Source organism: Salegentibacter salinarum, from assembly GCF_900168115.1.
In the GTDB taxonomy this organism is placed as follows: Bacteria; Bacteroidota; Bacteroidia; order Flavobacteriales; family Flavobacteriaceae; genus Salegentibacter; species Salegentibacter salinarum.
This window is the reverse complement of record NZ_FUZC01000005.1, coordinates 206754-229144: the sequence shown is the minus strand read 5'-3', so window position 1 is coordinate 229144 and position 22391 is coordinate 206754. Positions and strand designations below refer to the sequence as shown.

Here is a 22391-nt window from a genome sequence, read left to right as displayed (position 1 = left end):
TAATCATGTTAGATCCTGAGATAAGTTTAGGATGACGTTTAAAGAAAGACTAACAGAAAAATCAAATAGCAACTAAAATAAAACAAATGAAAAAAACATTAATAATGCTGCTGGCCTTTACAGCCCTGTTTTCCTGTAAAGAGAACGAAAAACAAGAACAGCCGGAACAAGAAGAAAAGCAAAACATAGATCCTGTATCTAACGAAGCCCTGGAATCGGCGGTGATTTATGAAGCTAATATTCGCCAATATTCTCAAGAAGGAACTTTTGATGCCTTTACCAAAGATATTCCGCAGTTAAAAGAACTTGGGGTAAAAGTGATTTGGTTGATGCCTATTTACCCTATTTCTATGAAAAATAGAAAAGCCACAGGAGATCTTTCAGTAGAAGATATTGAAGATCCGGAAGAACGAAAAAAATACCTGGGAAGTTATTACGCGATTTCAGACTATACCGAAGTAAATCCTGAATTCGGGAACTTTGAAGATTTTGAAGAACTCGTTGAAACCGCTCATGAAAATGATATGTACGTAATCCTGGATTGGGTTGCTAACCATACCGGTTGGGACCATAAATGGATTGAGGAAAAGCCTGAATATTATCATAAAAATGAAGACGGGGAAGTTACAGATCCTATAAACCCTGCAACCGGAGAATCCTGGGGATGGACAGATGTTGCTCATTTAAATTTTGAAAACCAAGAGCTTCACAAAGCTATGGGTGAAGAAATGAAGTTTTGGGTAGAGAAATATGATGTAGACGGTTTTAGAGCTGATGTTGCCGGGGAAGTGCCTACCGAATTCTGGGAAGGTATTGTTCCGCAACTAAAAGATATCAAACCGGTTTTCATGTTAGCCGAGTCAGAAGACAAGGATCTTTTTGAAAATGCTTTCGATATGGGTTATAATTGGGAAGGCCACCATATTATGAACGAAATTGCGCAGGGCAAGCAAACTGCCGAAGATTGGGATGAGTATATGCAGAAAATAGATACTACCTATCAAGATGACGATTATTTAATGAATTTCGTAACCAACCACGATGAGAATTCCTGGAACGGGACGGTGAAGGAAAGAATGGGAGATGCTTCAGAAACTATGATGGCTCTTACTTATACTTTACCGGGAATGCCGCTAATTTACAGCGGGCAGGAGTATGATATGGATAAAAGACTTTTATTCTTCGAAAAAGATACTATTCCGAAGGAAAAAGGAAAAGTTTGGCCTTTACTGGAAAAACTCGGAAAATTGAAAAACGAAAACAAAGCCCTGCACGGTGCAAAGGAAGCTGCTTCTTATGAAAATATTGATACTTCAGAAGAAGAAAAAGTTTTAGCCTTTAAAAGGGAAAAAGATGGTGCTGAGTTGATTTACATCGCTAATATGAACGATGAAAAGACTAGTTTCAGCATTCAGTTAAACGGAAGTTTTGAAGACTATTTATCTGGTGAAACCATAGAAATTTCTGAAGATAAAAATATAGATTTGGAACCCTGGCAGTACTTTATCTTAATAAATAACTAAGATTTTTACTAAAAAACTAAAAACAGCCCTCTCGAAAGGGCTGTTTTTGTTAGTTATTAACCGAAAACGTTTTAGTTTTTTAGGAAATTAGGTTATATTGTAGAATTAAAATAGATTTGGCCTAATGGCGAAAAAAATTAATAAAATTGCAGTCTTAACATCTGGGGGTGATGCACCCGGAATGAACGCCGCTATAAGGGCGGTTGTTAGATCCTGTTCATATTATAATCTGGAATGTGTGGGTGTTTACCGCGGGTTTCAAGGACTTATAGAAGCAGATTTTGAACCACTTACCGCAAGATCTGTTAGAAACATCATTAATAAAGGAGGTACTTTTTTAAAATCTTCCCGATCTGAAGAATTTAAAACCAAAGAAGGAAGGGCAAAAGCTCATAAAAATCTTATCGATGCCGGTATAGATGCTTTGGTTGCAATAGGAGGAGATGGAACTTTTACCGGTGGCCTTTATTTTAACAACGAGTTTAACTTTCCAATTGTGGGAATTCCCGCAACAATAGATAACGATATTAACGGTACCGATTATACCCTTGGTTACGACACCGCTTTAAATACGGTGGTAGAAGCCATAGATAAAATTCGGGATACCGCGAGTTCTCATAACCGATTGTTCTTAATTGAAGTTATGGGTCGGGATGCAGGCGATATTGCTTTAAATAGTGGTATTGGTGCAGGAGCCGAAGAAATATTGCTTCCGGAAGAAGACCAGGGAATTCAGCGTATGATGGATTCTTTGGAAAAAAGTAAAAAATCCGGAAAAACCTCCAGCATTATCGTGGTGGCTGAAGGGGAAAAGAGCGGAAAAAATATTTTTCAGTTAGCTGAATTTATTTCGCAAAGCCACGAAGAATATGACATTAAAGTCTCTGTATTGGGTCATATTCAAAGAGGAGGTTCTCCAAGTTGTTTTGATCGTGTTCTGGCCAGTAAGCTTGGTGTTGGTGCGGTTGAAGCATTAACCGATGGTAAAACCAATATCATGTTAGGCGTGCACCACCAAAAAGTGGTACACGTGCCTTTGGAAACTGCTTTAAAAGAAGACAGGGAATTTGATCAGGAATTAAGAAGGGTGGCAAACATCACTTCAGTGTAAATTTTTAAAATTTAAATTATGAGTACAAAAATTGGAATTAATGGTTTTGGCCGAATTGGACGTATTGCGTTTAGAATCGCGGCTGAAAAAGATAATGTAGAAGTTGTAGCAATCAACGATTTACTTGATGTAGATCATTTGGCATACTTGCTAAAGTATGACTCTGTACACGGTAAATTTAAAGGTGATGTTGATGTAAAAGACGGAAACCTGGTAGTGAATGGAAATACCATTCGTATTACAGCAGAAAAAAATCCAGCAGACCTTAAATGGGGAGATGTCGGAGTAGATGTTGTAATAGACTGTACCGGTATCTTTAAAGAAAAAGATTCTGCACAGGCACATATTGATGCAGGAGCTAAAAAAGTAGTGATTTCTGCACCATCTAAAACCGCACCTATGTTTGTAATGGGTGTTAACCATAAAGATGTGAAGCCAGAAGATACTATTGTTTCTAACGCTTCTTGTACTACAAACTGTCTTGCTCCACTTGCAAAAGTGATAGACGATGAGTTTGGTCTTGTAGAAGGTTTAATGACAACCGTTCACGCAACTACGGCTACTCAATTAACTGTAGATGGACCTTCGGCAAAAGATTTTAGAGGTGGTAGAAGTGCACTCCTTAACATTATTCCATCTTCAACAGGTGCAGCCGTAGCTGTTGGGAAAGTAATTCCTAAACTTGATGGAAAACTTACCGGGATGGCCTTTAGAGTGCCAACCGCAGATGTTTCTGTAGTAGACCTTACAGTTAAGACTGAAAAGTCTGTTAGTTATGACGATGTTAAAGCAGCCTTCAAAAAAGCTTCTCAAGGAGCTTACAAAGGAGTGATTTCTTATACTGATGATGCTGTGGTTTCTCAGGATTTCGTCTCAGATGCACACACATGTAACTTTGATGCTGATGCAGGAATCGCACTTAATGATAATTTTTTCAAATTAATCGCATGGTATGATAACGAATATGGTTATTCTGCCAAACTTTTGGATTTAGCGGCACACGTTAATTCAATTTAATATTTTATTTTAGAGCCTGAAGAAAGCTACGCTTAGATTATTTTAATCTTTAGCGCTTTCCTCAGGCTTTTTAATTAAACCATATTCACACACACATGATATTAATAGCGGACGGTGGCTCTACAAAATGTGATTGGATTTTACTTAGTGCAACGGGTGAAGAATTACTTAGAACCCGCACCAAAGGATTAAATCCGGCAGTATTTCCTGAGGTAATACTGGAACAACGCATTGAAGAAAATGCCGATTTAAAAGAAATAAAAGACAAAGTAGAACGCGTGCATTTTTACGGCGCCGGTTGTGGTACCGAAACGCCTAGAAAATTACTGGAAGGAATTTTTACAAATTTCTTTACCAATGTAGAAGAAGTTATAATTCTGGAAGATATGGTAGCCGCGGTTTACGCCGCCACTACAGAGCCGGGAATTGTATGTATTCTTGGTACAGGTTCTAATAGTTGTTATTTTGATGGCAAGGATATCCACCAGGCCGTACATTCCCTTGGTTATATTCTTATGGATGAAGCCAGTGGAAATTACTTCGGAAAAAGACTAATTAGAGATTATTATTACAAAAGAATGCCTCCTGAACTTGCCGAGGAATTTGGTAAGTTATACAATATGGAGTCCGACGAGATTAAGAAAAATCTTTATCGTAAAGAGAATCCAAATACCTATCTCGCTTCTTTTGCTGAATTTATTTTCTCTAACGAACGCAATGGTTATTTCTACAAATTAGTACACGAAGGAATTACAGATTTTATGCATTCCCGTGTAATGTGTTACAAGCAAGCCCAAAATACACCGGTGCATTTTATTGGTACCATCGCTTATTTTAGTGAAGATATTATTCGTGCAGTAGCCCAGCCTTACGGGATAGAAATAGGAAATATTGTGCGTAGACCAATTGATGCCTTAATAGAATACTATAGAAAAGATGTACTTGCACCTAATTAATTACTGTGTTTCATAAATTTTAATACATTTAAGAAATTTACACTTAAATGTTTATAATGGTTTGTGAAAGGGCCGTATTTGGGGTAGAGGCAACTACAATTACCATAGAGGTAAATGTAGCAACCTGCATTGGATATCACTTAATGGGACTTCCCGGTAATGCAGTGAGGGAAAGTAGTTTTAGTATTGCAGCCGCGCTACATTATAACGGCTATAAATTTCCGGGTTAAAAGATAATCGTCAATATGGCGCCGGCTGATCTTTAGAAAAAAAGGTTCGGCTTACGATCTTAGTTTAAGCCTTGGAATTCTGGCCGCTTCAGGCCAAATTAAAGCTGAAAATATTTCAGAATATATTATTATGGGTGAGCTTTCGCTAGACGGAAGCTTACAACCCATAAAGGGCGCTTTGCCCATAGCCATTAAAGCCAAAGAAGGAGGTTTTAAAGAATTTATACGTCCGAAGCAGAACGCCAAATAAACAGCTATTGTAAGCGGTCTTGAAGTTTATGGCTTAGAAAATATCACAGAAGTTATCAATTTCTTCGATAAGGGTGAGGCAATAGAACAAACCATAATTAATACCCGCGAACAATTCTACAAAAACCTGGATCATCCCGAACACGATTTTGCCGATGTTAAAGACTAGGGTTCTATAAAACGCTGTATGGAAATTGCCGCAGCAGGTGGACACTATATTAACTTAATTGGTCCGCCGGGAGCCGGGGAAACGATGCTGGCAAAACGCCTGCCGAGTATTTTACACCAATGACTTTACACGAATCCCTGGAAACTACTAAAATTCATTGTGTGGTTGGCCGAGTAAAAGAAAACGTAGGTTTAATGTCTTAAAGGCCATTTAGGAGTACGCACCATACAATCTCCGATGTTAGTGTAGTATAATGGGTGGTTGGTCTTGATTCTCTTTTTTTACCTCGTTTTTTATTACTTTTTTTACCCTCTTTAAAAATAAAAAATCGTTATATTAACAATGGACTATTTCCAACAATAATATATTTTATTAATTAACTGTTTAAAATAAAAACAATGAAAAGACAATTATTAAACCAACGTAAAGCTTGGGAAAGTGAAACGCAACACAGTCAAGAATGCGATTGTGGAGAGACCATAGCTGATTGCGATAGAACCCGCCGCGCATAACACCTTTCAAGGGAGTAGGATTAGAATATTTCTCATCATTCGAACCTCATATAAAAAAATCCTTACGATTTATGCAATATGCTCTTAACGGTGGTATATCCATGAGGTTTTCCAAGAGGTTATGTTTTTCCTTATTTTCTTAGATAGGGGTATTATCTACATATATGATAATTTAGTTGGAGTTTGAATTAACAAATATTTATGGAATCTAAGGATATAATTTTTTATTTTTGTAAAAGCCGCATGGCTTTGAGCTCTTATTGGAGCTAATTTTAATTTTTTTAATGTTGTTTATGTTCTTGTAAAAATTTTTATTCATTTAAATTTTATGTCATGGACAAATTAACACAAAGTGATTTTGAAAAGTTAGCTAAAGGTATAACAGCTGCAGGTACTGCATACTTTATCCTTTACGGACTATACAAAGACATCAGAAGTCGGTACTAAATCATTGAAAACATGAAGCCCTCTATTAGGAGGGTTTTTTATTGCGTTGAATTCACTTCAACTGTTACATTCATCACGATAACAGACTTCGCTTTAGTCGGCGGTGGGGCTTATCCGCAACCGGGAGAAATTTCTTTATCGCACAACGGCGTCCAGTGTCTGGATGAATTACCTGAATTTAAGCGGGGTGTTTTAGAAGTAATGTGTAAAACTTTAGAAGATCGTGAAGTAACCATTTCCCGGGCTAAGTTTACAGTAACTTATCCTTCCAGTTTTATACTGGTAGCGAGTATGTATCCCAGCCCCAGTGGTTATTTTAATGATCCCGATGCTCCCGCAACTTCTTCTGGCAGAAATGCAGGAATATTTGAGTAAAATTAGCGGCCCGATGTTAGACAGTATAGATATTCATATTGAAGTCACTCCCGTTCCTTTTGAAAAGCTAAGCGAAGAACGCCGTTTAGAAAGCAGTGTAGAAATTAGAAAACGGGTTACATGCGCAAATGAGCGAGAGGCAAATTCGTAAGTTTTGTGCATGAGATGATGCTTCCAAAGCATTGTTAAAAACGGCGATGGTGCGTTTAAACCTATCGGCTCGCACTTACGCTCGTATTCTTAAAGTTTCCAGAACAATTGCCGATTTAGAAAATTCAGAAAATATGAAAGGAAATCATATTAGTGAAGCTATTCAGTATAGAAGTCTGGACCGGAATGGCTGGTTGGGCTAATATCTTCTGCTTTTTTAAGACAAATTTGATATTTTCTAATGATATTCAGGTTTAAATATGTCAACTTTTAAAATTATATTTACTTGCTATATTAAATTAGAATGATATCTCGCAACTTTGTTTTGGGATAATTTATTAGCTAAGACTATACTACTATGAAAAAAAGTTTATTGCTGCTTATTGTTGTTTCCGTATTTGCGTGTAAAGGTGAACCTGAAGTTAAAGAAGTTTCAGAAATAGAAAGCGACACTATAGAAGAAGAAAATTCTTTAACCGGAGATCTATTGGGCGAAAACCGTGTGGAATTTACCAAAGAAGCTGCCAATAGATTAGCCGAACTTCCTTTAAATTGTATTAATACCGAATATCCTAATAAACTAAATCAAACCCTGGAAAATGAAGAAGCACTAGGTGAGCCTTCTGAATTACACCCAGCATTTTATGGTTGTTTCGATTGGCATTCCTCGGTTCACGCGCATTGGTCTATGGTGAGTTTGCTAAAACAATTTCCAGATATGGAGAAAGCTGAAACCATTAGAGAGAAATTAAAGGAATCTCTTTCTGAAGAAAATATTCAGGGTGAAGTGGCTTATTTTAATAGGGAACAAAGCGATTCTTTTGAGCGTACCTATGGATGGGCCTGGCTACTAAAACTTGCCGAAGAAATTGAAACCTGGAATGATCCTCTGGCCAAAGAATTAAAACAGAATTTAGACCCGCTTACCAATCTTATTGTCAATAAATATCTTGAATTCCTTCCAAAGCTAAATTATCCAATTAGAGTTGGGGAACACGCTAATACGGCTTTCGGACTTAGTTTTGCGTATGATTATGCGGTTGCAGCCGAAAATAAGGACCTAGAGGAGTTAATTTCAAATAGGGCAAAAGATTTTTATTTGAAGGATGATGATTGCCCAATCTCTTGGGAACCGGGTGGGTTTGATTTCTTATCGCCTTGTTTGGAAGAAGTAAATATTATGCGTCGGGTTCTGCCGAAAAATGCTTTTGAAATGTGGCTTGAAGATTTTCTTCCGCAGTTAAAAACTGAAGATTTTGAAATGGAAGTAGGGGAAGTTTCTGACAGGACGGATGGAAAACTGGTGCATCTTGACGGACTCAATTTTAGCCGTGCCTGGGTGTTCTACGGGCTTATAAATCAATATCCCGATAAATTCTCGCATCTACAGGAAATAGCCGATGAGCACGTGGCTTATTCTTTTCCTAATTTAGTTGGTGACTCTTATGAAGGTGGCCACTGGCTGGGAAGTTTTGCTATTTATGCGCTACAGGAATCTAAAGATATGTAGTGCGAAATTTCCTAAAAAATCTTGGTCCCGGAATCCTGGTTTCGGCTGCATTTATTGGGCCGGGAACGGTTACGGTGTGCACACTGGCCGGGGTTGAATTTGGTTACAGTCTGCTTTGGGCTTTATTGCTTTCCATATTTTCGTGTATCATTTTACAGGAAATGGCAGCCCGGTTGGGCGTAGTTTCACAAAAAGGTTTAAGCGATGTTATTAGGGATGAAATTAGGAAACCCGTTTTCAGGATTTTAGCGATCATTCTTATTTTTTCAGCAATAGTTATCGGAAACGCTGCTTATGAAGCCGGGAACATTACCGGGGCGGTTCTGGGAGCCGAAGCAATTTTTGGAATTCAGAACCTGCAAATAGGAAGTTTCACCCTTAATTTATGGAGTATTTTAATTGGGGCAGTCGCTTTCTTGCTTTTGTTTACCGGAAGTTATAAAACCCTGGAAAAGATATTTATAGGGCTGGTTCTTCTTATGAGTATTAGTTTTGTGCTCACCGCAATATTAACCAAACCTAATATCTTAGAAATTTTAAAAGGATTAATTCCCACCGGTAATACAGCAGGTTTGTTAACGGTAATGGCTATAGTGGGAACCACCGTAGTACCTTATAATTTATTTTTACACGCATCCCTGGTAAGTGAAAAGTGGAAAGAAGCTTCTTATTTACCTGTTGCCAGGAAAGAGCTCGTGGTTTCTATTATTCTGGGCGGTACAGTTTCTATGGCTATTCTAATTAGTGCAGCCGCTTCGGGGTTAACAAATGTAAATTCAGCTGCAGATATGGCGGTAAGCCTTGAGCCGCTTTTTGGAAAATTTGCCACCTGGTTTATGTCCCTGGGACTTTTAGCTGCCGGGATAACTTCTTCAATTACGGCACCTTTAGCGGCAGCTTATGTGGTAAAAGGCTGTTTTGGCTGGAAGGGTGGAATGAAATCAGCGAAATTTAAAACAGCCTGGGCTGTAGTTCTAATATTAGGAGTTTTCTTCTCTTCCCTGCAAATAAACCCAATTGAAATTATTCGCTTTGCGCAAATTGCCAACGGAATCTTATTGCCCGTTATTGCTATTTTCTTATTTTGGGTAGCTAATAAAGCTTCGGTTTTAGGCACACATCGCAATTCTAAGCTGCAAAACCTGCTGGGAATAATAGTAATCGCCATTGCCATTTTTCTTGGCGTAAAATCGATTATAAGCGTAGTTCAGGGGCTTTAATCCAGTGGAACTAGAATTTTTCCTGCAAGGTTTTTAGAACCTTGTAGGTTTCCACTATTTTTAAATCCGAAAGTCTCTATCGGGTATCTAATTTTATATCTAAAAATAAAAAAATGAAAGAAATCCATATAAACTGCGATTTAGGCGAAGGCGGCGATTTTGATGCCGAGCTAATGCCGCATATCTCTGCCTGCAATATTGCTTGTGGAGGCCACGCCGGAACTCTTGAAACGATGCAACAAACCATAAAACTCGCCGCGGAGTATGATATTGAAATAGGGGCACATCCTTCTTACCCCGATAAGGAGAATTTTGGAAGAAATCCAATGAATATTTCTGCGGAAGAATTGCAGCGTTCTATAGTTGCGCAAATTTTAAGTTTAAAACAATTGGCCGAGGCAGAAGGGGTAAAACTTACTCATGTAAAACCTCATGGAGCGCTTTATAATGAAGCTGCAAAAGATGAAAAAACAGCTCAGGTTATCATCGATTCTGTGCTTGAATTCGATCAAAAACTGGCTTTATTTTGTCCTCCAAATTCAGTTATTTCTGAACTTGCAGAGGGCAAGATTCCAGTCGTTTTTGAAGCTTTTGCCGATCGAAATTATGAACTTGATTTAAGCCTTGTTTCGCGTTCAAAACCTAACGCATTAATCACCGAAAAAGAAGCTGTTTTTAATCATCTTTATTCTATGTTTTCTGAAGAAAAGGTCACTTCTGAAAATGGCAAAAATATAAGCCTAAAAGCTGATACATTTTGCCTCCATAGTGACACTCCGAATTCGGTTGAAATTATTAAGTTTTTAGAGCAAAAATTTGCTGAAAGTAACATCAAAATCAGGAATACAAAATGAGTGATTTTCCTAAAATAAAACCGATGGGGGAGCGTGGAATTCTAATAGAATTTCAACCGGAAATTAGTGAAAAGCTTCTCGAAAAACTTCTTTTTTACAAAAATAAACTAGAAGAATTTTATACTGAAGTAAATGTTGAAGTAATTAACACATACAACTCGTTATTAATTAGTTATATGTTTAGTATAGAAAACCTCTATGATGAGATTTTGACGGTTAAAAAGCTGTTTGATGAGGCTAAGATAGGAAAAATAAATAACCAACAGGTTTTTCATCTACCGGTTTGTTATGATGAAGAATTTGGTTGGGATTTGGAACTTATTGCTGAAGAAAAAGAACTATCAAAAGAGGAAATTATTAAGCTTCATACAGCCCCATTCTATACGGTTTATTTTACCGGTTTTTTGCCCGGATTTTTATACCTGGGAGGGCTCGATAAAAAGCTACAAATTTCACGAAAAAACCAACCCCGAATGAAGATAGAAAAAGGGGCTGTTGGCATAGGAGAAAATCAAACCGGAATTTATCCAAAATCCAGTCCCGGTGGCTGGCAAATTTTAGGCAATTGTCCTGTACAACTTTTCGACAAAAATAACGATCCGCCCTGTGGAATTTCAGCCGGAGATAAAGTGAAATTCTATTCGGTTTCCAAAGCTGAATTCGAGGAAATTTCAGCGCAGGTTTCAGAAGGAAAATTTCAACTAAAAAAAGAAAATTATGCACGCTGAAGTTGAAGTAATACATCCGGGATTATTTTCTACCATCCAGGATTTTGGTCGTCGCGGATTTCAAAAATACGGAGTTCCATTAAGTGGAGTGATGGATAGAATTGCTTTAAAAACCGCGAACCTAATTTTGCAAAATCAGGCCGATGCCGCGGTGATGGAAATCACCCAAATGGGACCAAAACTTAAATTTTCGGCAGCTACTAAAATCGCGATTAGCGGCGCTTATCTTTCCCCAAAATTAAATGACAGGGAAATTGAAAATAACGAAGTAGTAAAAATTAATAAAGACGATGTGCTTTCTTTTGGAAAGCCCGAGCTTGGTATGCGAGCTTATCTAGCAATTCTTGACGGCTTTAAAACCGAAAAGGTCCTGGGAAGCCGAAGCTGGTACGAAGATATCACCCAGCACAGCAAGCTTGAAAAAGGTATAAAATTGCTTTACGAAGCTTCTGAGGAAGAAAAATACGAGACTCACGCTGCATTAAAGTTTGATAACACCTATTTAAATTCCGAAGAAATTGAAGTTTTTCCCGGCCCGGAATACGAAAAACTTCACGAAACTTTGAAAAGTCATTTAAGACAGAGCAAATTCAGCATTGATAAAAACAATAACCGAATGGCGATCCAGCTAAGCGAAATTTTAGAAAATGTGCTGGATCCTATTATTACCGGCCCGGTATTGCCGGGAACCGTCCAACTCACTCCCGGTGGAAAATTGATCGTTTTAATGCGTGACTGCCAAACCACCGGCGGTTATCCAAGGGTTTTACAGCTAAGTGAAAAAGGAATTAATATGATGGCACAGAAAAGAGCGGGAGATAAGATTAGGTTTTTGTTTAAATTTTAGTTTTTCCTTAATCGTCATGCTGTCCCGAAGCCTCGGGATACTTCAGCATCTAGGTCGTTAGATAGGTAAGCTAGTAGTGAACTTACCCGTTCGTTCACCCTAAAATGGTTTCAGAGCCTAATATGTTAGATTCTGAAACAAGTTCAGAATGACGAATGTTTGAGCATTTGAGTTGAGAAGATCCTGTAAAATCAGGATTAGCTCGCGCTAAAATATTCATTTCGGCCGACGGCCTTCTTGATGTTAAGGCTCACTAATAAAAAAGTGCCGCCTTGGTTTACGAGAAACCTGATTGCCCTACCAATCAGATTTCTCACCAATGACGACACTTTTTTGCCCCAAAACATTTTAGCTAACTAAAATGACTATGTCAAAAGTAGAGGCTAAGTACACTTTTTACAAGGGGAAAAATCCCCTTTTAATGAGATCGTATTTTTTAAAAGCCAAAGGCGCATTCTGAAAATATTCCAGAATACAGTTTTCAGTAGTCGGTTGTTTATAGATTAGAGTTCTGTTCTCAGATATGAGTTTTGAATTTTCATTTTTCCTTTCATTCGTCATAGCGAGGAACGAGTGCGGCGATCTTATGTTTGGAGTTCTCCGTCACTTCTCAATACCGCATTATTTTAGCTTTTAACTCTAGTATCGCCATTTGAATTAACAATTAGAGATGGAGAGGAACAGTAATACTTTTCAAGGACAGATTGCCACGCCCTGCTATCCCGGTCTTAGCAATGACATGAAAAAATATTTATGAATTCTTGGTGATCTAAAACTGAGAACTCACCACTGGATGATTAAAGGTTTAAGAGTTGTGAGAAGATCCCGATATAAAATCGGATTTTTTAAATACGGCCAAAGGCCTTTTTAAAATATAGGCTCATTAAAATAAAAAAGTGCCGCCTTGGTTTACGAGAAACCTGATTACCCTACCAATCAGATTTCCCACCATTGACGACACTCTTTTGCCCCAAAACACTTTAGCTAACTAAAATGACTATGTCAAAAGTAGAAGATAAGTATGCTTTTGACAAGGGGAAAAACACCCCTTTTTAATGAGATCGCGCTTTTAAAAGCCAAAGGCGTATTAATAATGCTGATCGAATTATCCTGACTTCAGTCGGGCTCTTTCTAACCTGATCGCGAACGAGGAACGAGTAAAGCGATCTTTTTTTTGAAAGGTGATTCCCTGTAAGAGAGAGAAATAGAATATTCGGGCGAAACACAACCGACAATAAAATATAAACCAATTACAGATTGCCACGACAGTTATCGGTTTCTCACAACGACATACCAAAAATTATTCGTGTAATCGTGGAGAAACCCCCGCAACTCGGAACCGACTCAACCGACAACCGACAACTGAAAACAGAGAATCGAAAACAAAATATTTGATAAAAAGAATATTTCTTCTAAATTTACCTTAACAAAAAATTAAGTTTTAACCAACCAACTAAAAACAAATGAAAAAACCAAAAAAATGTATTAGCGTTGAAGAGGCGCGTAAGGAACAGGACGAATGGGTAAAAACCCGTGGAAAAGATATCAGGGAATGTGAAGGTTATGAAGATACCCGGGAATTCTGGTATAGCCTGGACGAATTGCAGGAATACCTGGATTATGTTCGGGAGAAATCTAAAGAACAGGGCGTGGAGAAACCGGGAATTCGGTTTTATTTAGGAGCCTATCCCACAACCAAAGAGAAAAAAAGTTTTACTACCATGTTTCTCTCGCCCACCAAAGAAGCTAAGGGTGAAACGGAAAGTGCCCAGGAAGACTCTGACCCTAATAATTATGAAATTGAGCCATATAATACAATTGGCTCGGGCTGGCCTCCAATGGAATATTAATGCAAGATTTTAGATTCCTGGTATTTTTACTTGAGGGTATTGCAGCCATATGCGGCTTATATTTTTACCAGAAAAACCCAGCCGATAAAGCGGTTGGGTTTTTTTCGTATTTTCTATTGCTAACATTCTTTGTTGAAAGTATAGGATTATTTCCGGCTGCAATCTACTGGAATGAAGAATTACATTTTCTAAAGCAAACTTTTTTGTACAGAACTTATTGGTTATATAATCCTTATTTGATTATCAGTTTTGTTGTTTATATACTCTTTTTTAAATGGAATATCTCAAATAATAAAACAACGCAACTTATTGATAAAGCTTTACTATTATATGTAATAATTTGTATTGCCAATCTAATATTCTCGGATGTATTTTTTAAGAGTAATTCAGTGGTTACTTATTTATTGGGAAGTTTTTTTCTGCTGGGAGTTATTTTCTATTATTATTTTGAAATTCTGCTGAGTCCTAAAATTTTAAATATAAAAAGGGAAATCAGTTTTTATATTTCCTTTGCGGCGCTTCTCTATTTTCTAACTACTAGCCCTATTTTCATTTATTTTGAATATTTTAATGATAAAAGTCCGGAATTTGTGGAGTTCAGCAGTTTGATTATGATTGCAATGAATATTTTTATGTATAGTTCCTATAGTATTGCCTTTTTATGGTTGGCCAATAAGAAAAAACCAACTTCTAAGAATCTAAAAAATGCTTTCTAAAGAAGAAATTTTACTCATTATCTACTTTGTTTTAGTGATCCTGCTGTTAACGGCTTTTGTGATCCTATTTTTTGTGATCTACCAGAGACGAAAAAACAAGCTTTTGGAGGAAAAATTTGAGGCTAAACAGCGCTTTGAGCGGGAGATTTCCCAGTCGCGTTTAGAAATGCAGGAACAAACCTTAAAAAATGTTGGTTGGGAGCTGCACGATAATATTGGTCAGCTGCTTTCAGTCGCTAATATGCAGCTAAATATCTTTTCAAAAAACCTGCCTGAGGCCGAGAAAACTTCAGTTTTGGAAATTAAAGAAACCGTGGCCAGCTCGCTTCAGGAAGTGCGCTCGCTTTCAAAATCTTTAAACAACCAGGTTATTGGTTATGCCGGTTTGGTGGTTTCCGTAGAAAATGAACTGGAAAGGTTTCAGCGAATGGGCGTTATTGAAACCCAGCTGGAAATTACCGGCGAAAGACAGGAAATTCCGCAGCAACACAGTATTATTTTATTCCGGATTCTTCAGGAGTTCTTTGCTAACGTGATAAAACACGCCAAGGCTTCAGCGTTAGAAGTTCATATAGCTTTTACTTCCGAAGAAATCATTATTACCGCAAAAGATAACGGACAGGGATTTGATTTGGAAGAGGTACAGAAGAATTCAGGATTATTTAATATGGAAAGCAGGGCAGCCTTAATACAAACAAAGTTTAAGCTGGAAAGTGCTATGGGCGCTGGAACTTTTTTATCTTTACGCTATTCTTTAATGGGTCAACAAGATGAATAATACCGTAGCAATTGTAGACGATCACACTTTATTTGCGCAATCTTTAAAAAACCTGGTGAATTCTTTTGAAAATTACGAGGTCTCCGGCATTTATAAAAACGGACAGGAACTGGTAGAGCAATTTAAAGCCAATAAGCCAAAACCCCATTTGGTATTGCTGGATATTAGAATGCCTATTATGAATGGGCCCGAAACTATGGCCTGGCTTAAAGAAAACCATCCCAATCAAAAAGTGCTGGCGCTTACTATGGAAGACGATGAGGAAACCGTGACTTTTATGGTAAAACTCGGCTGCCGCGGTTATTTGCTGAAAGACATAGATCCCGATGAGTTTAAATTTGCTTTAGATGAAGTGGTAAAAGAAGGTTTTTTCTATACTGATGCGGTTTCTGAAGCGATTAAAAACAGGAACAAGGAGAAAAAATTTACCAATCTTACCAAACGCGAAATAGAATTTCTTGAACTTGCCTGCACCGAAATGACGTACAAAGAGGTGGCCAACGAGATGAACCTAAGCCCAAAAACCATAGATGGTTACCGGGAGAGTTTGTTTCAAAAACTAAACGTAAAAAGCCGAACCGGTTTGGTGCTTTATGCTATTAAACATAGGATATTGTTGTTGTAAGTTTGCGCAGAAATTGTAAGGTCATGCTGAACGTGTTTCAGCATCTAGGATGAAAAGTTGTTAGGCTCTGAAACAAGTTCAGCATGACGAATAGAAAAATCGGCTTATAAAATCATTTATTTTTAATCCTTTTTCGCAGAATATGTGGATAAAACCCCGAGATTCAGGATGACCGATTTTTCAATCGGTTATCCGCGGGGTTTTGGTCACGGTTTTTGGTATTTTCGTCAGAAAATTCCTTGAAAGAGGCGTCTTTTACTTTGCATCGCTTCTTTTGGACCAGCAAAAGAAATGAAGGGTAGGTCAAATCAAACATTTGCGTGACTAAAAGTTTACAAAATAAGAGCTATTCTAGCTGCAATTGAATTTCGTTAAATTCTTCTTTGAATGTTAGGGACTTTCAAACCAACATTTTCTACAGTATCTTCGCGAAAATAAATAATGACTTCCGTGAACGAAACGCCAAAAATAGAACTTCGCAATTTAAAGCTTAAAGATTATCAGGAACTCAAGGTTTCTATGATTAAAAGTTACCAGAAAATGCCCGAGGAATACTGGAGCAAAGATGAAATTAGAAACCTGGTAAATAAATTTCCGGAAGGGCAATTTTGTATTATTATTGATAATAAAATAGCAGGCTGCGCGCTTTCTATCATTATAGATTCCAAAAAGTTTGATGAAGATCATACCTACGATGAAATTATTGGCGGAGAGAACTTTTCTACACATACCAATAACGGAGATATTTTATACGGAATAGATGTTTTTATTCATCCAGATTACCGCGGAATGCGCCTGGGAAGACGTTTATACGAAGCCCGAAAAGAAGTTTGCGAGCAGCTCAATTTAAAATCCATTGTTTTTGGTGGCCGAATTCCTAATTACGGGACTTATTCTAAAGAACTCACTCCAAAGAAATATATAGAGAAAGTAAAACTGCAGGAAATTCACGATCCTGTATTATCCTTTCAGCTTTCTAACGATTTTCACGTAAAAAAAGTGATAAAAGGCTATTTGCCCGGTGATGCCGAAAGCAAGGAATATGCGGTCTTGATGGAGTGGAATAATATTTATTACACCAAAACGACAAAACTTATAGATACACCGAAAACGGTGGTACGGCTTGGCCTGGTGCAATGGCAAATGCGACTTTTTAAGGATTATGACGCGCTGGTTTCGCAAATTGAATTTTTTGTGGATGCGGTAAGTGATTACCAGAGTGATTTTATCCTTTTTCCTGAATTGTTCAATGCGCCGCTTATGGCTCAATTCAATGAGTTAACCGAACCTGAAGCCATCCGCGGACTTTCAACCTATACCGAACGTTTGCTGGAAACCTTCCAGGAATTTGCGGTGAATTATAATATAAATATTATTACCGGAAGTATGCCTATGGTGATTGGCGAACATATGTATAATGTGGGCTTTTTATGCCGAAGGGATGGAAGTTACGAACGCTATGAGAAATTACATATAACTCCGGCTGAAGAAGCCGCCTGGGGTATGAAAGGCGGTAGCAAACTCCAAACTTTTGACACCGACTGCGGAAAGATTGGTGTGCTTATTTGCTATGATGTAGAATTTCCCGAAGTAGGCAGAATTTTAGCCGAAGAGGGAATGAACATTCTTTTTGTTCCGTTTATGACCGATACTCAAAACGGATATTCCCGGGTAAAAATATGCGCCCAGGCAAGAGCGGTAGAAAACGAATGCTATGTAGCCATCGCTGGATCTGTAGGGAATTTGCCAAAGGTAAATAATATGGATATTCAGTATGCGCAAAGTGCGGTATTAACACCATCTGACTTCGCCTTCCCCGTAAACGGAATTAAAGCCGAAGCCACCCCAAATACTGAAAGTACACTATTGGTAGATGTAGATTTAGACTTGCTTAAAGAGTTACACGCCTTTGGTAGTGTAAGAAATATGAAGGATAGAAGAAAAGATTTGTATTCTTTAAAGAAGAAAAAGTAGGTTTAGTTTTTCGGTTATTAGTTGTCACTTTGCAGTTTCAGTTTTTACTCGTCATTGCGAACGAGGAACGAGCGTGGCGATCTGTTGTTTTAAGTGTTTGTTTCTCACGTCATCCTGAACTTGTTTCAGGATCTAACCCGTGTAATCCGATGAGTTCTCAAAACAGGTTGCCACGTCGGCTATCGCAGTCCTAGTAATGACGGTCCCAAGGAAAACCAGCAACGAACAACAAATCCCAAAACCCAAACAACATATTGATAACAGACAACCCACATCTGAGATCCTACAACCGAGAACTATTTCCAAATTCTCACAAATTCAATTCAAAACACTAAAATCCTAAAATTTTAGTCTAAAAAATAAGAATTCCACAATCGGCCTGATTTCCTTAAATTCTACCCTTTTTTAACCTAAAATTTTCAGTTGTAAAATAGCCTTTTCAGGTATCGTAATTTATTAGGTGTTAAATAACTGTTATTCAGAACTTTGTATCTGTTATTTTTATTCCGAAAGTAGTGCTCTTTCTTTCTTAAATACAGCCTTGATAACTTATCCGCTTACTTTTATTCTTTAAATCACACGAAGAAGAAATAAGCAATGCATAATAAATTCAGCAAAGTTTTAACACAAAGCGATTCGCAACCGGCATCACAAGCAATGTTGCACGCCATAGGACTAACCAAAGAAGATTTTAAAAAACCATTTGTAGGTATTGCCAGTACCGGTTACGAGGGCAATCCGTGTAATATGCACCTTAACGATTTAGCCAAACTGGTTAAAAAGGGAGCCAACGAAAATGAACTTGTCGGTTTAATTTTTAATACCATCGGGGTTAGCGACGGGATTTCTATGGGGACTCCTGGAATGCGTTATTCTTTGCCATCCCGCGATATAATAGCCGATTCTATGGAAACCGTGATCCACGCGATGTCTTACGACGCACTAATCACCGTGGTGGGATGCGATAAAAATATGCCCGGTGCACTTATGGCGATGTTAAGAATTAACCGTCCGGCGATCTTAGTTTATGGTGGTACTATTGCTTCCGGTTGTCATAATGGGAAAAAACTGGACGTGGTTTCAGCTTTTGAAGCCTGGGGCGCAAAAACTGCCGGCGATATAGAAAAAGAAGAATACGAAAGCATTATAGAAAAAGCCTGTCCCGGTGCAGGTGCCTGCGGCGGCATGTACACGGCGAATACTATGGCTTCTGCAATTGAAGCTTTGGGAATGGCCTTGCCGTATAACTCTTCAAACCCTGCAGTTGGTGAAGAGAAGAAAACCGAGAGCGAAGAAGCAGGAAAGGCAATACGTTTGCTAATAGAAAAAGATATTAAACCCCGCGACATTGTTAATCGCAAATCGCTGGAAAATGCGATTAGACTCTTAACTGTGTTAGGTGGTTCTACTAACGCGGTACTGCACTTTTTGGCCATCGCGAAATCGGCTGAGGTTGATTTTGATCTGGCAGATTTTGAAAAAATATGTGATAGCACCCCGTTTTTGGCCGATCTAAAACCAAGCGGGAAATATGCGATGGAAGATGTGCATAGAATTGGCGGAATTCCTGCAGTTCTAAAATATATGCTGAAAAATGATATGCTTCACGGCGATTGTCTTACCGTAACCGGAAAAACGCTAGCCGAAAATCTTGCCGATGTTCCCGAAATGGAAGAAGGTCAGGATGTTTTCAGGCCTTTGGATAACCCGATTAAGAAAACTGGGCATATCAGGATTCTCTACGGAAATCTTGCTGAAGGCGGTTCGGTAGCAAAAATTACCGGAAAGGAAGGTTTGCAGTTTACCGGTACAGCCAAAGTTTTTAATAGCGAATATGAAGCTAATGATGGTATTTCAGAAGGAAAAGTAAAAAAAGGAGATGTCGTCGTCATTCGGTACGAGGGCCCAAAAGGCGGCCCGGGTATGCCGGAAATGCTTAAACCTACTTCAGCTATAATGGGTGCAAAACTCGGTAAAGATGTAGCTTTAATTACAGATGGAAGATTTTCTGGTGGTACCCACGGATTTGTCGTCGGGCACATTACCCCGGAAGCCCAGGAAGGCGGTTTGCTCGCTTTTCTAAAAGACGGCGACGAGATTACCATTAATGCTGAAACTAATAGAATAGAAGCCCGTCTTTCAGCAGAAGAAATAAAGAAAAGAAAAGAAAACTGGAAAGCCCCCGCTTTAAAATTCAACAAGGGAGTGCTTTACAAATATGCAAGAACGGTTTCATCGGCCTCCAATGGTTGCGTTACCGACGAATTTTAATAAGGTGAATTATGGAAGTGAAAACAGCTAGTTTCGAAAAAGTATCTTCTCCAAAAAAAACCACGGTTTCAGGTGCTGAGGCGGTGATCAAATGTTTATTGGAAGAAGGTGTGGATACGCTTTACGGCTATCCCGGCGGAGCAATTATGCCCGTTTACGATGAATTGTACAAATACCAAACCCAAATTCACCACGTCCTCACGCGCCACGAACAAGGCGCTACACACGCGGCACAGGGTTATGCAAGAGTTAGTGGGAAAGTAGGAGTTGCGATGGCTACTTCAGGACCCGGAGCCACCAATTTAGTCACAGGAATTGCCGATGCACAAATAGATTCTACGCCAATGGTTTGTATTACCGGGCAGGTAGGTTCGCATTTACTGGGGAGTGATGCTTTTCAGGAAACCGATATTATTGGTATTTCCACGCCAATTACCAAATGGAATTACCAAATTACTAAAGCTGAAGAGATTCCGGAGATTCTGGCGAAAGCTTTTTTTATTGCACGCTCCGGAAGACCGGGACCTGTATTGATTGATATTACCAAAGATGCACAGTTTGCTACCCTTGATTTTTCATATAAAAAATGCTCCGGTATTAGAAGTTATAAACCTAAACCTGAAATTAATCTAGTTGAAGTCGAAAAGGCTGCCGAAGCAATAAATAACGCTAAAAAACCAATGATTGTTTTTGGTCAGGGCGTTATTTTAGGTGGTGCCGAAGAACTTTTTAAACAGGTAGTGGAGAAATCGGGTATTCCGGCGGCGTGGACCATTTTAGGACTTTCGGCTATGCCAACCGATCATCCGCTAAATGTTGGAATGGTAGGAATGCATGGCAATTACGGCCCAAATGTTTTAACCAATGAATGCGATGTATTGATCGCTATAGGAATGCGTTTTGACGACCGGGTAACCGGAAATTTGGAGAAATATGCCAAACAGGCAAAAGTGATTCATTTTGAAATTGATCCCGCCGAAATTAATAAAAATGTACACGCTGATATTCCGGTTTTAGGGAATGTAAATGAAACGCTAAAAATTCTTTTAGAGCTTTTAAAACCGAATAAGCACGAAGCCTGGCATCAGAAATTCAAGGATTACTATCAAATTGAATTTGATAAAATCATTAAAAATGATCTAAATGCCCAGCGCGGCAAGATTGGAATGGCCGAGGTTATAGATGAAATCAATAAATGCTCTAAAGGCGATGCGGTAATTGTTTCAGATGTGGGGCAGCATCAGATGGTGGCCTGCCGCTATTCAAAATTCAACCAAACCAGGAGTAATGTTACTTCCGGAGGTTTGGGAACAATGGGATTTGCGCTTCCGGCAGCAATTGGTGCTAAAATGGGCGCCCCAGACCGCGATGTTGTGGCGGTGATTGGTGATGGTGGCTACCAAATGACCATCCAGGAACTGGGAACTATCTTTCAAACCAAAGTGCCTGTCAAAATTGTGGTGTTAAATAATGACTTCCTAGGTATGGTACGCCAATGGCAGCAATTGTTTTTTGAGAAACGCTATGCTTCCACAGAAATGATAAATCCCGATTTTATAACTATTGCCAAAGGATATCACATTAAGGCGAAACAAGTTAGCAAACGGGAAAATTTAAAAGAGGCAGTTACGGAAATGATGGAGTCTAGGGAAGCTTATTTCCTTGAGGTAAAAGTTGAACAGGAAGAAAATGTATTCCCAATGGTGCCTACCGGGGCTTCAGTTTCAGAAATAAGATTAGAGTAATGGAAAAGAAAAATTTTACGGTTTCGGTGTATACCGAAAACAATATAGGTTTATTGAGCCGAATTGCTGCCATTTTTCAGAAAAGGCATATTAACATTGAGAGTATTACCGCTTCGCGTAGTGAAGTAAACGAGGTAATGCGTTTTATAATCGTGGTGCAGGTTACCGAAGACCAGGTTAAGAAAATCGTTGGACAAATAGAAAAGCAAATTGAAGTAATTAAAGCTTTTTATCATACCGATGAGGAAATGATCTACCAGGAAACCGCGCTTTATAAGATAAATTCAGCGGATTTTGTTGAAGATCTTAATATTCAGGATTTCATAAAAGAATCCAACGCTCGCATCGTGACGGTTACGCCAAAGTTTTTTGTGATTGAAAAAACAGGAAAACGCCACGAAACCGATAGTCTTTACGAGAAATTAAAACCTTATGGATTGATGCAGTTTGTACGCTCTGGCACTATTGCTGTGACCAAAAACGAAATGCCAATCTCGAACATTTTAGAACAATTTGATACAACCAATTAAATAA

General features: G+C 38.4%; 17 protein-coding genes and 2 pseudogenes. All 19 read left to right on the top strand.

Translation table 11 applies throughout. The annotated features are described in order from the left end of the window. The first annotated feature begins 86 nt into the window (after nt 1-86). Entirely contained in the window at nt 87-1523 is a 1437-nt protein-coding gene (locus B5X53_RS08320) for an alpha-amylase family glycosyl hydrolase (RefSeq protein WP_079712774.1), read from the top strand. Nucleotides 1524-1647: 124 nt separating this feature from the next. After that, on the top strand, nt 1648-2634 hold the full coding sequence (pfkA, locus tag B5X53_RS08315) for a 6-phosphofructokinase (RefSeq protein ID WP_079712773.1): 987 nt from the start codon (nt 1648-1650) through the stop codon (nt 2632-2634). Between the two features lie 18 nt (nt 2635-2652). Next, nucleotides 2653-3651 (top strand): type I glyceraldehyde-3-phosphate dehydrogenase, encoded by a 999-nt coding sequence (gene gap / locus B5X53_RS08310; protein WP_079712772.1) that lies wholly within the window; start codon nt 2653-2655, stop codon nt 3649-3651. A gap of 95 nt (nt 3652-3746) precedes the next feature. Then, entirely contained in the window at nt 3747-4607 is an 861-nt protein-coding gene (locus B5X53_RS08305) for an N-acetylglucosamine kinase (RefSeq protein ID WP_079712771.1), read from the top strand. A 47-nt stretch (nt 4608-4654) separates the two neighbouring features. Beyond that, a pseudogene (locus B5X53_RS08300) lies at nt 4655-5455 on the top strand (magnesium chelatase domain-containing protein); the annotation flags it as partial. A gap of 834 nt (nt 5456-6289) precedes the next feature. Further along, nucleotides 6290-6942 (top strand): annotated as a pseudogene (locus B5X53_RS08295) (ATP-binding protein); the annotation flags it as partial. Nucleotides 6943-7097: 155 nt separating this feature from the next. After that, nucleotides 7098-8249 carry a DUF2891 domain-containing protein gene (locus B5X53_RS08290; protein ID WP_079712770.1) on the top strand — a complete coding sequence of 384 codons (1152 nt, stop codon included), beginning with the start codon at nt 7098-7100 and terminating at the stop codon, nt 8247-8249. Next, entirely contained in the window at nt 8249-9469 is a 1221-nt protein-coding gene (locus B5X53_RS08285; protein WP_079712769.1) for an Nramp family divalent metal transporter, read from the top strand. The genes B5X53_RS08290 and B5X53_RS08285 overlap by 1 nt, the downstream gene beginning before the upstream one ends. 113 nt (nt 9470-9582) lie before the next feature. After that, nucleotides 9583-10323 carry a 5-oxoprolinase subunit PxpA gene (pxpA, locus tag B5X53_RS08280; protein ID WP_079712768.1) on the top strand — a complete coding sequence of 247 codons (741 nt, stop codon included), beginning with the start codon at nt 9583-9585 and terminating at the stop codon, nt 10321-10323. Continuing rightward, nucleotides 10320-11051 (top strand): 5-oxoprolinase subunit PxpB, encoded by a 732-nt coding sequence (pxpB, locus tag B5X53_RS08275; RefSeq protein ID WP_079712767.1) that lies wholly within the window; start codon nt 10320-10322, stop codon nt 11049-11051. Before pxpA ends, pxpB begins: the two co-directional genes overlap by 4 nt. Next, on the top strand, nt 11041-11898 hold the full coding sequence (locus tag B5X53_RS08270) for a 5-oxoprolinase subunit C family protein (protein ID WP_079712766.1): 858 nt from the start codon (nt 11041-11043) through the stop codon (nt 11896-11898). The genes pxpB and B5X53_RS08270 overlap by 11 nt, the downstream gene beginning before the upstream one ends. 1463 nt (nt 11899-13361) lie before the next feature. Beyond that, the gene (locus tag B5X53_RS08265; protein ID WP_079712765.1) at nt 13362-13748 is read left to right on the top strand and encodes a hypothetical protein; all 387 of its coding nucleotides are present in this window, start codon (nt 13362-13364) and stop codon (nt 13746-13748) included. Then, the gene (locus B5X53_RS08260) at nt 13748-14464 is read left to right on the top strand and encodes a hypothetical protein (protein ID WP_079712764.1); all 717 of its coding nucleotides are present in this window, start codon (nt 13748-13750) and stop codon (nt 14462-14464) included. The genes B5X53_RS08265 and B5X53_RS08260 overlap by 1 nt, the downstream gene beginning before the upstream one ends. Further along, the gene (locus B5X53_RS08255; RefSeq protein WP_079712763.1) at nt 14454-15242 is read left to right on the top strand and encodes a sensor histidine kinase; all 789 of its coding nucleotides are present in this window, start codon (nt 14454-14456) and stop codon (nt 15240-15242) included. Before B5X53_RS08260 ends, B5X53_RS08255 begins: the two co-directional genes overlap by 11 nt. Further along, nucleotides 15235-15867 (top strand): response regulator transcription factor, encoded by a 633-nt coding sequence (locus tag B5X53_RS08250; protein ID WP_079712762.1) that lies wholly within the window; start codon nt 15235-15237, stop codon nt 15865-15867. Before B5X53_RS08255 ends, B5X53_RS08250 begins: the two co-directional genes overlap by 8 nt. Nucleotides 15868-16308: 441 nt before the next feature. Beyond that, nucleotides 16309-17841 (top strand): bifunctional GNAT family N-acetyltransferase/carbon-nitrogen hydrolase family protein, encoded by a 1533-nt coding sequence (locus B5X53_RS08245; protein WP_198550771.1) that lies wholly within the window; start codon nt 16309-16311, stop codon nt 17839-17841. 597 nt (nt 17842-18438) lie between these two features. Next, complete coding sequence (gene ilvD / locus B5X53_RS08240; protein ID WP_079712760.1) at nt 18439-20112, top strand: dihydroxy-acid dehydratase; 1674 nt, start codon at nt 18439-18441, stop codon at nt 20110-20112. An 11-nt stretch (nt 20113-20123) separates the two neighbouring features. Beyond that, a complete protein-coding gene (ilvB, locus tag B5X53_RS08235) occupies nt 20124-21857 on the top strand; it encodes a biosynthetic-type acetolactate synthase large subunit (protein ID WP_079712759.1) in 1734 nt (577 codons plus the stop codon). Then, nucleotides 21857-22387, top strand: a complete 531-nt coding sequence (gene ilvN / locus B5X53_RS08230) for an acetolactate synthase small subunit (RefSeq protein ID WP_079712758.1) — start codon at nt 21857-21859, stop codon at nt 22385-22387. Before ilvB ends, ilvN begins: the two co-directional genes overlap by 1 nt. Nucleotides 22388-22391: the final 4 nt, after the last annotated feature.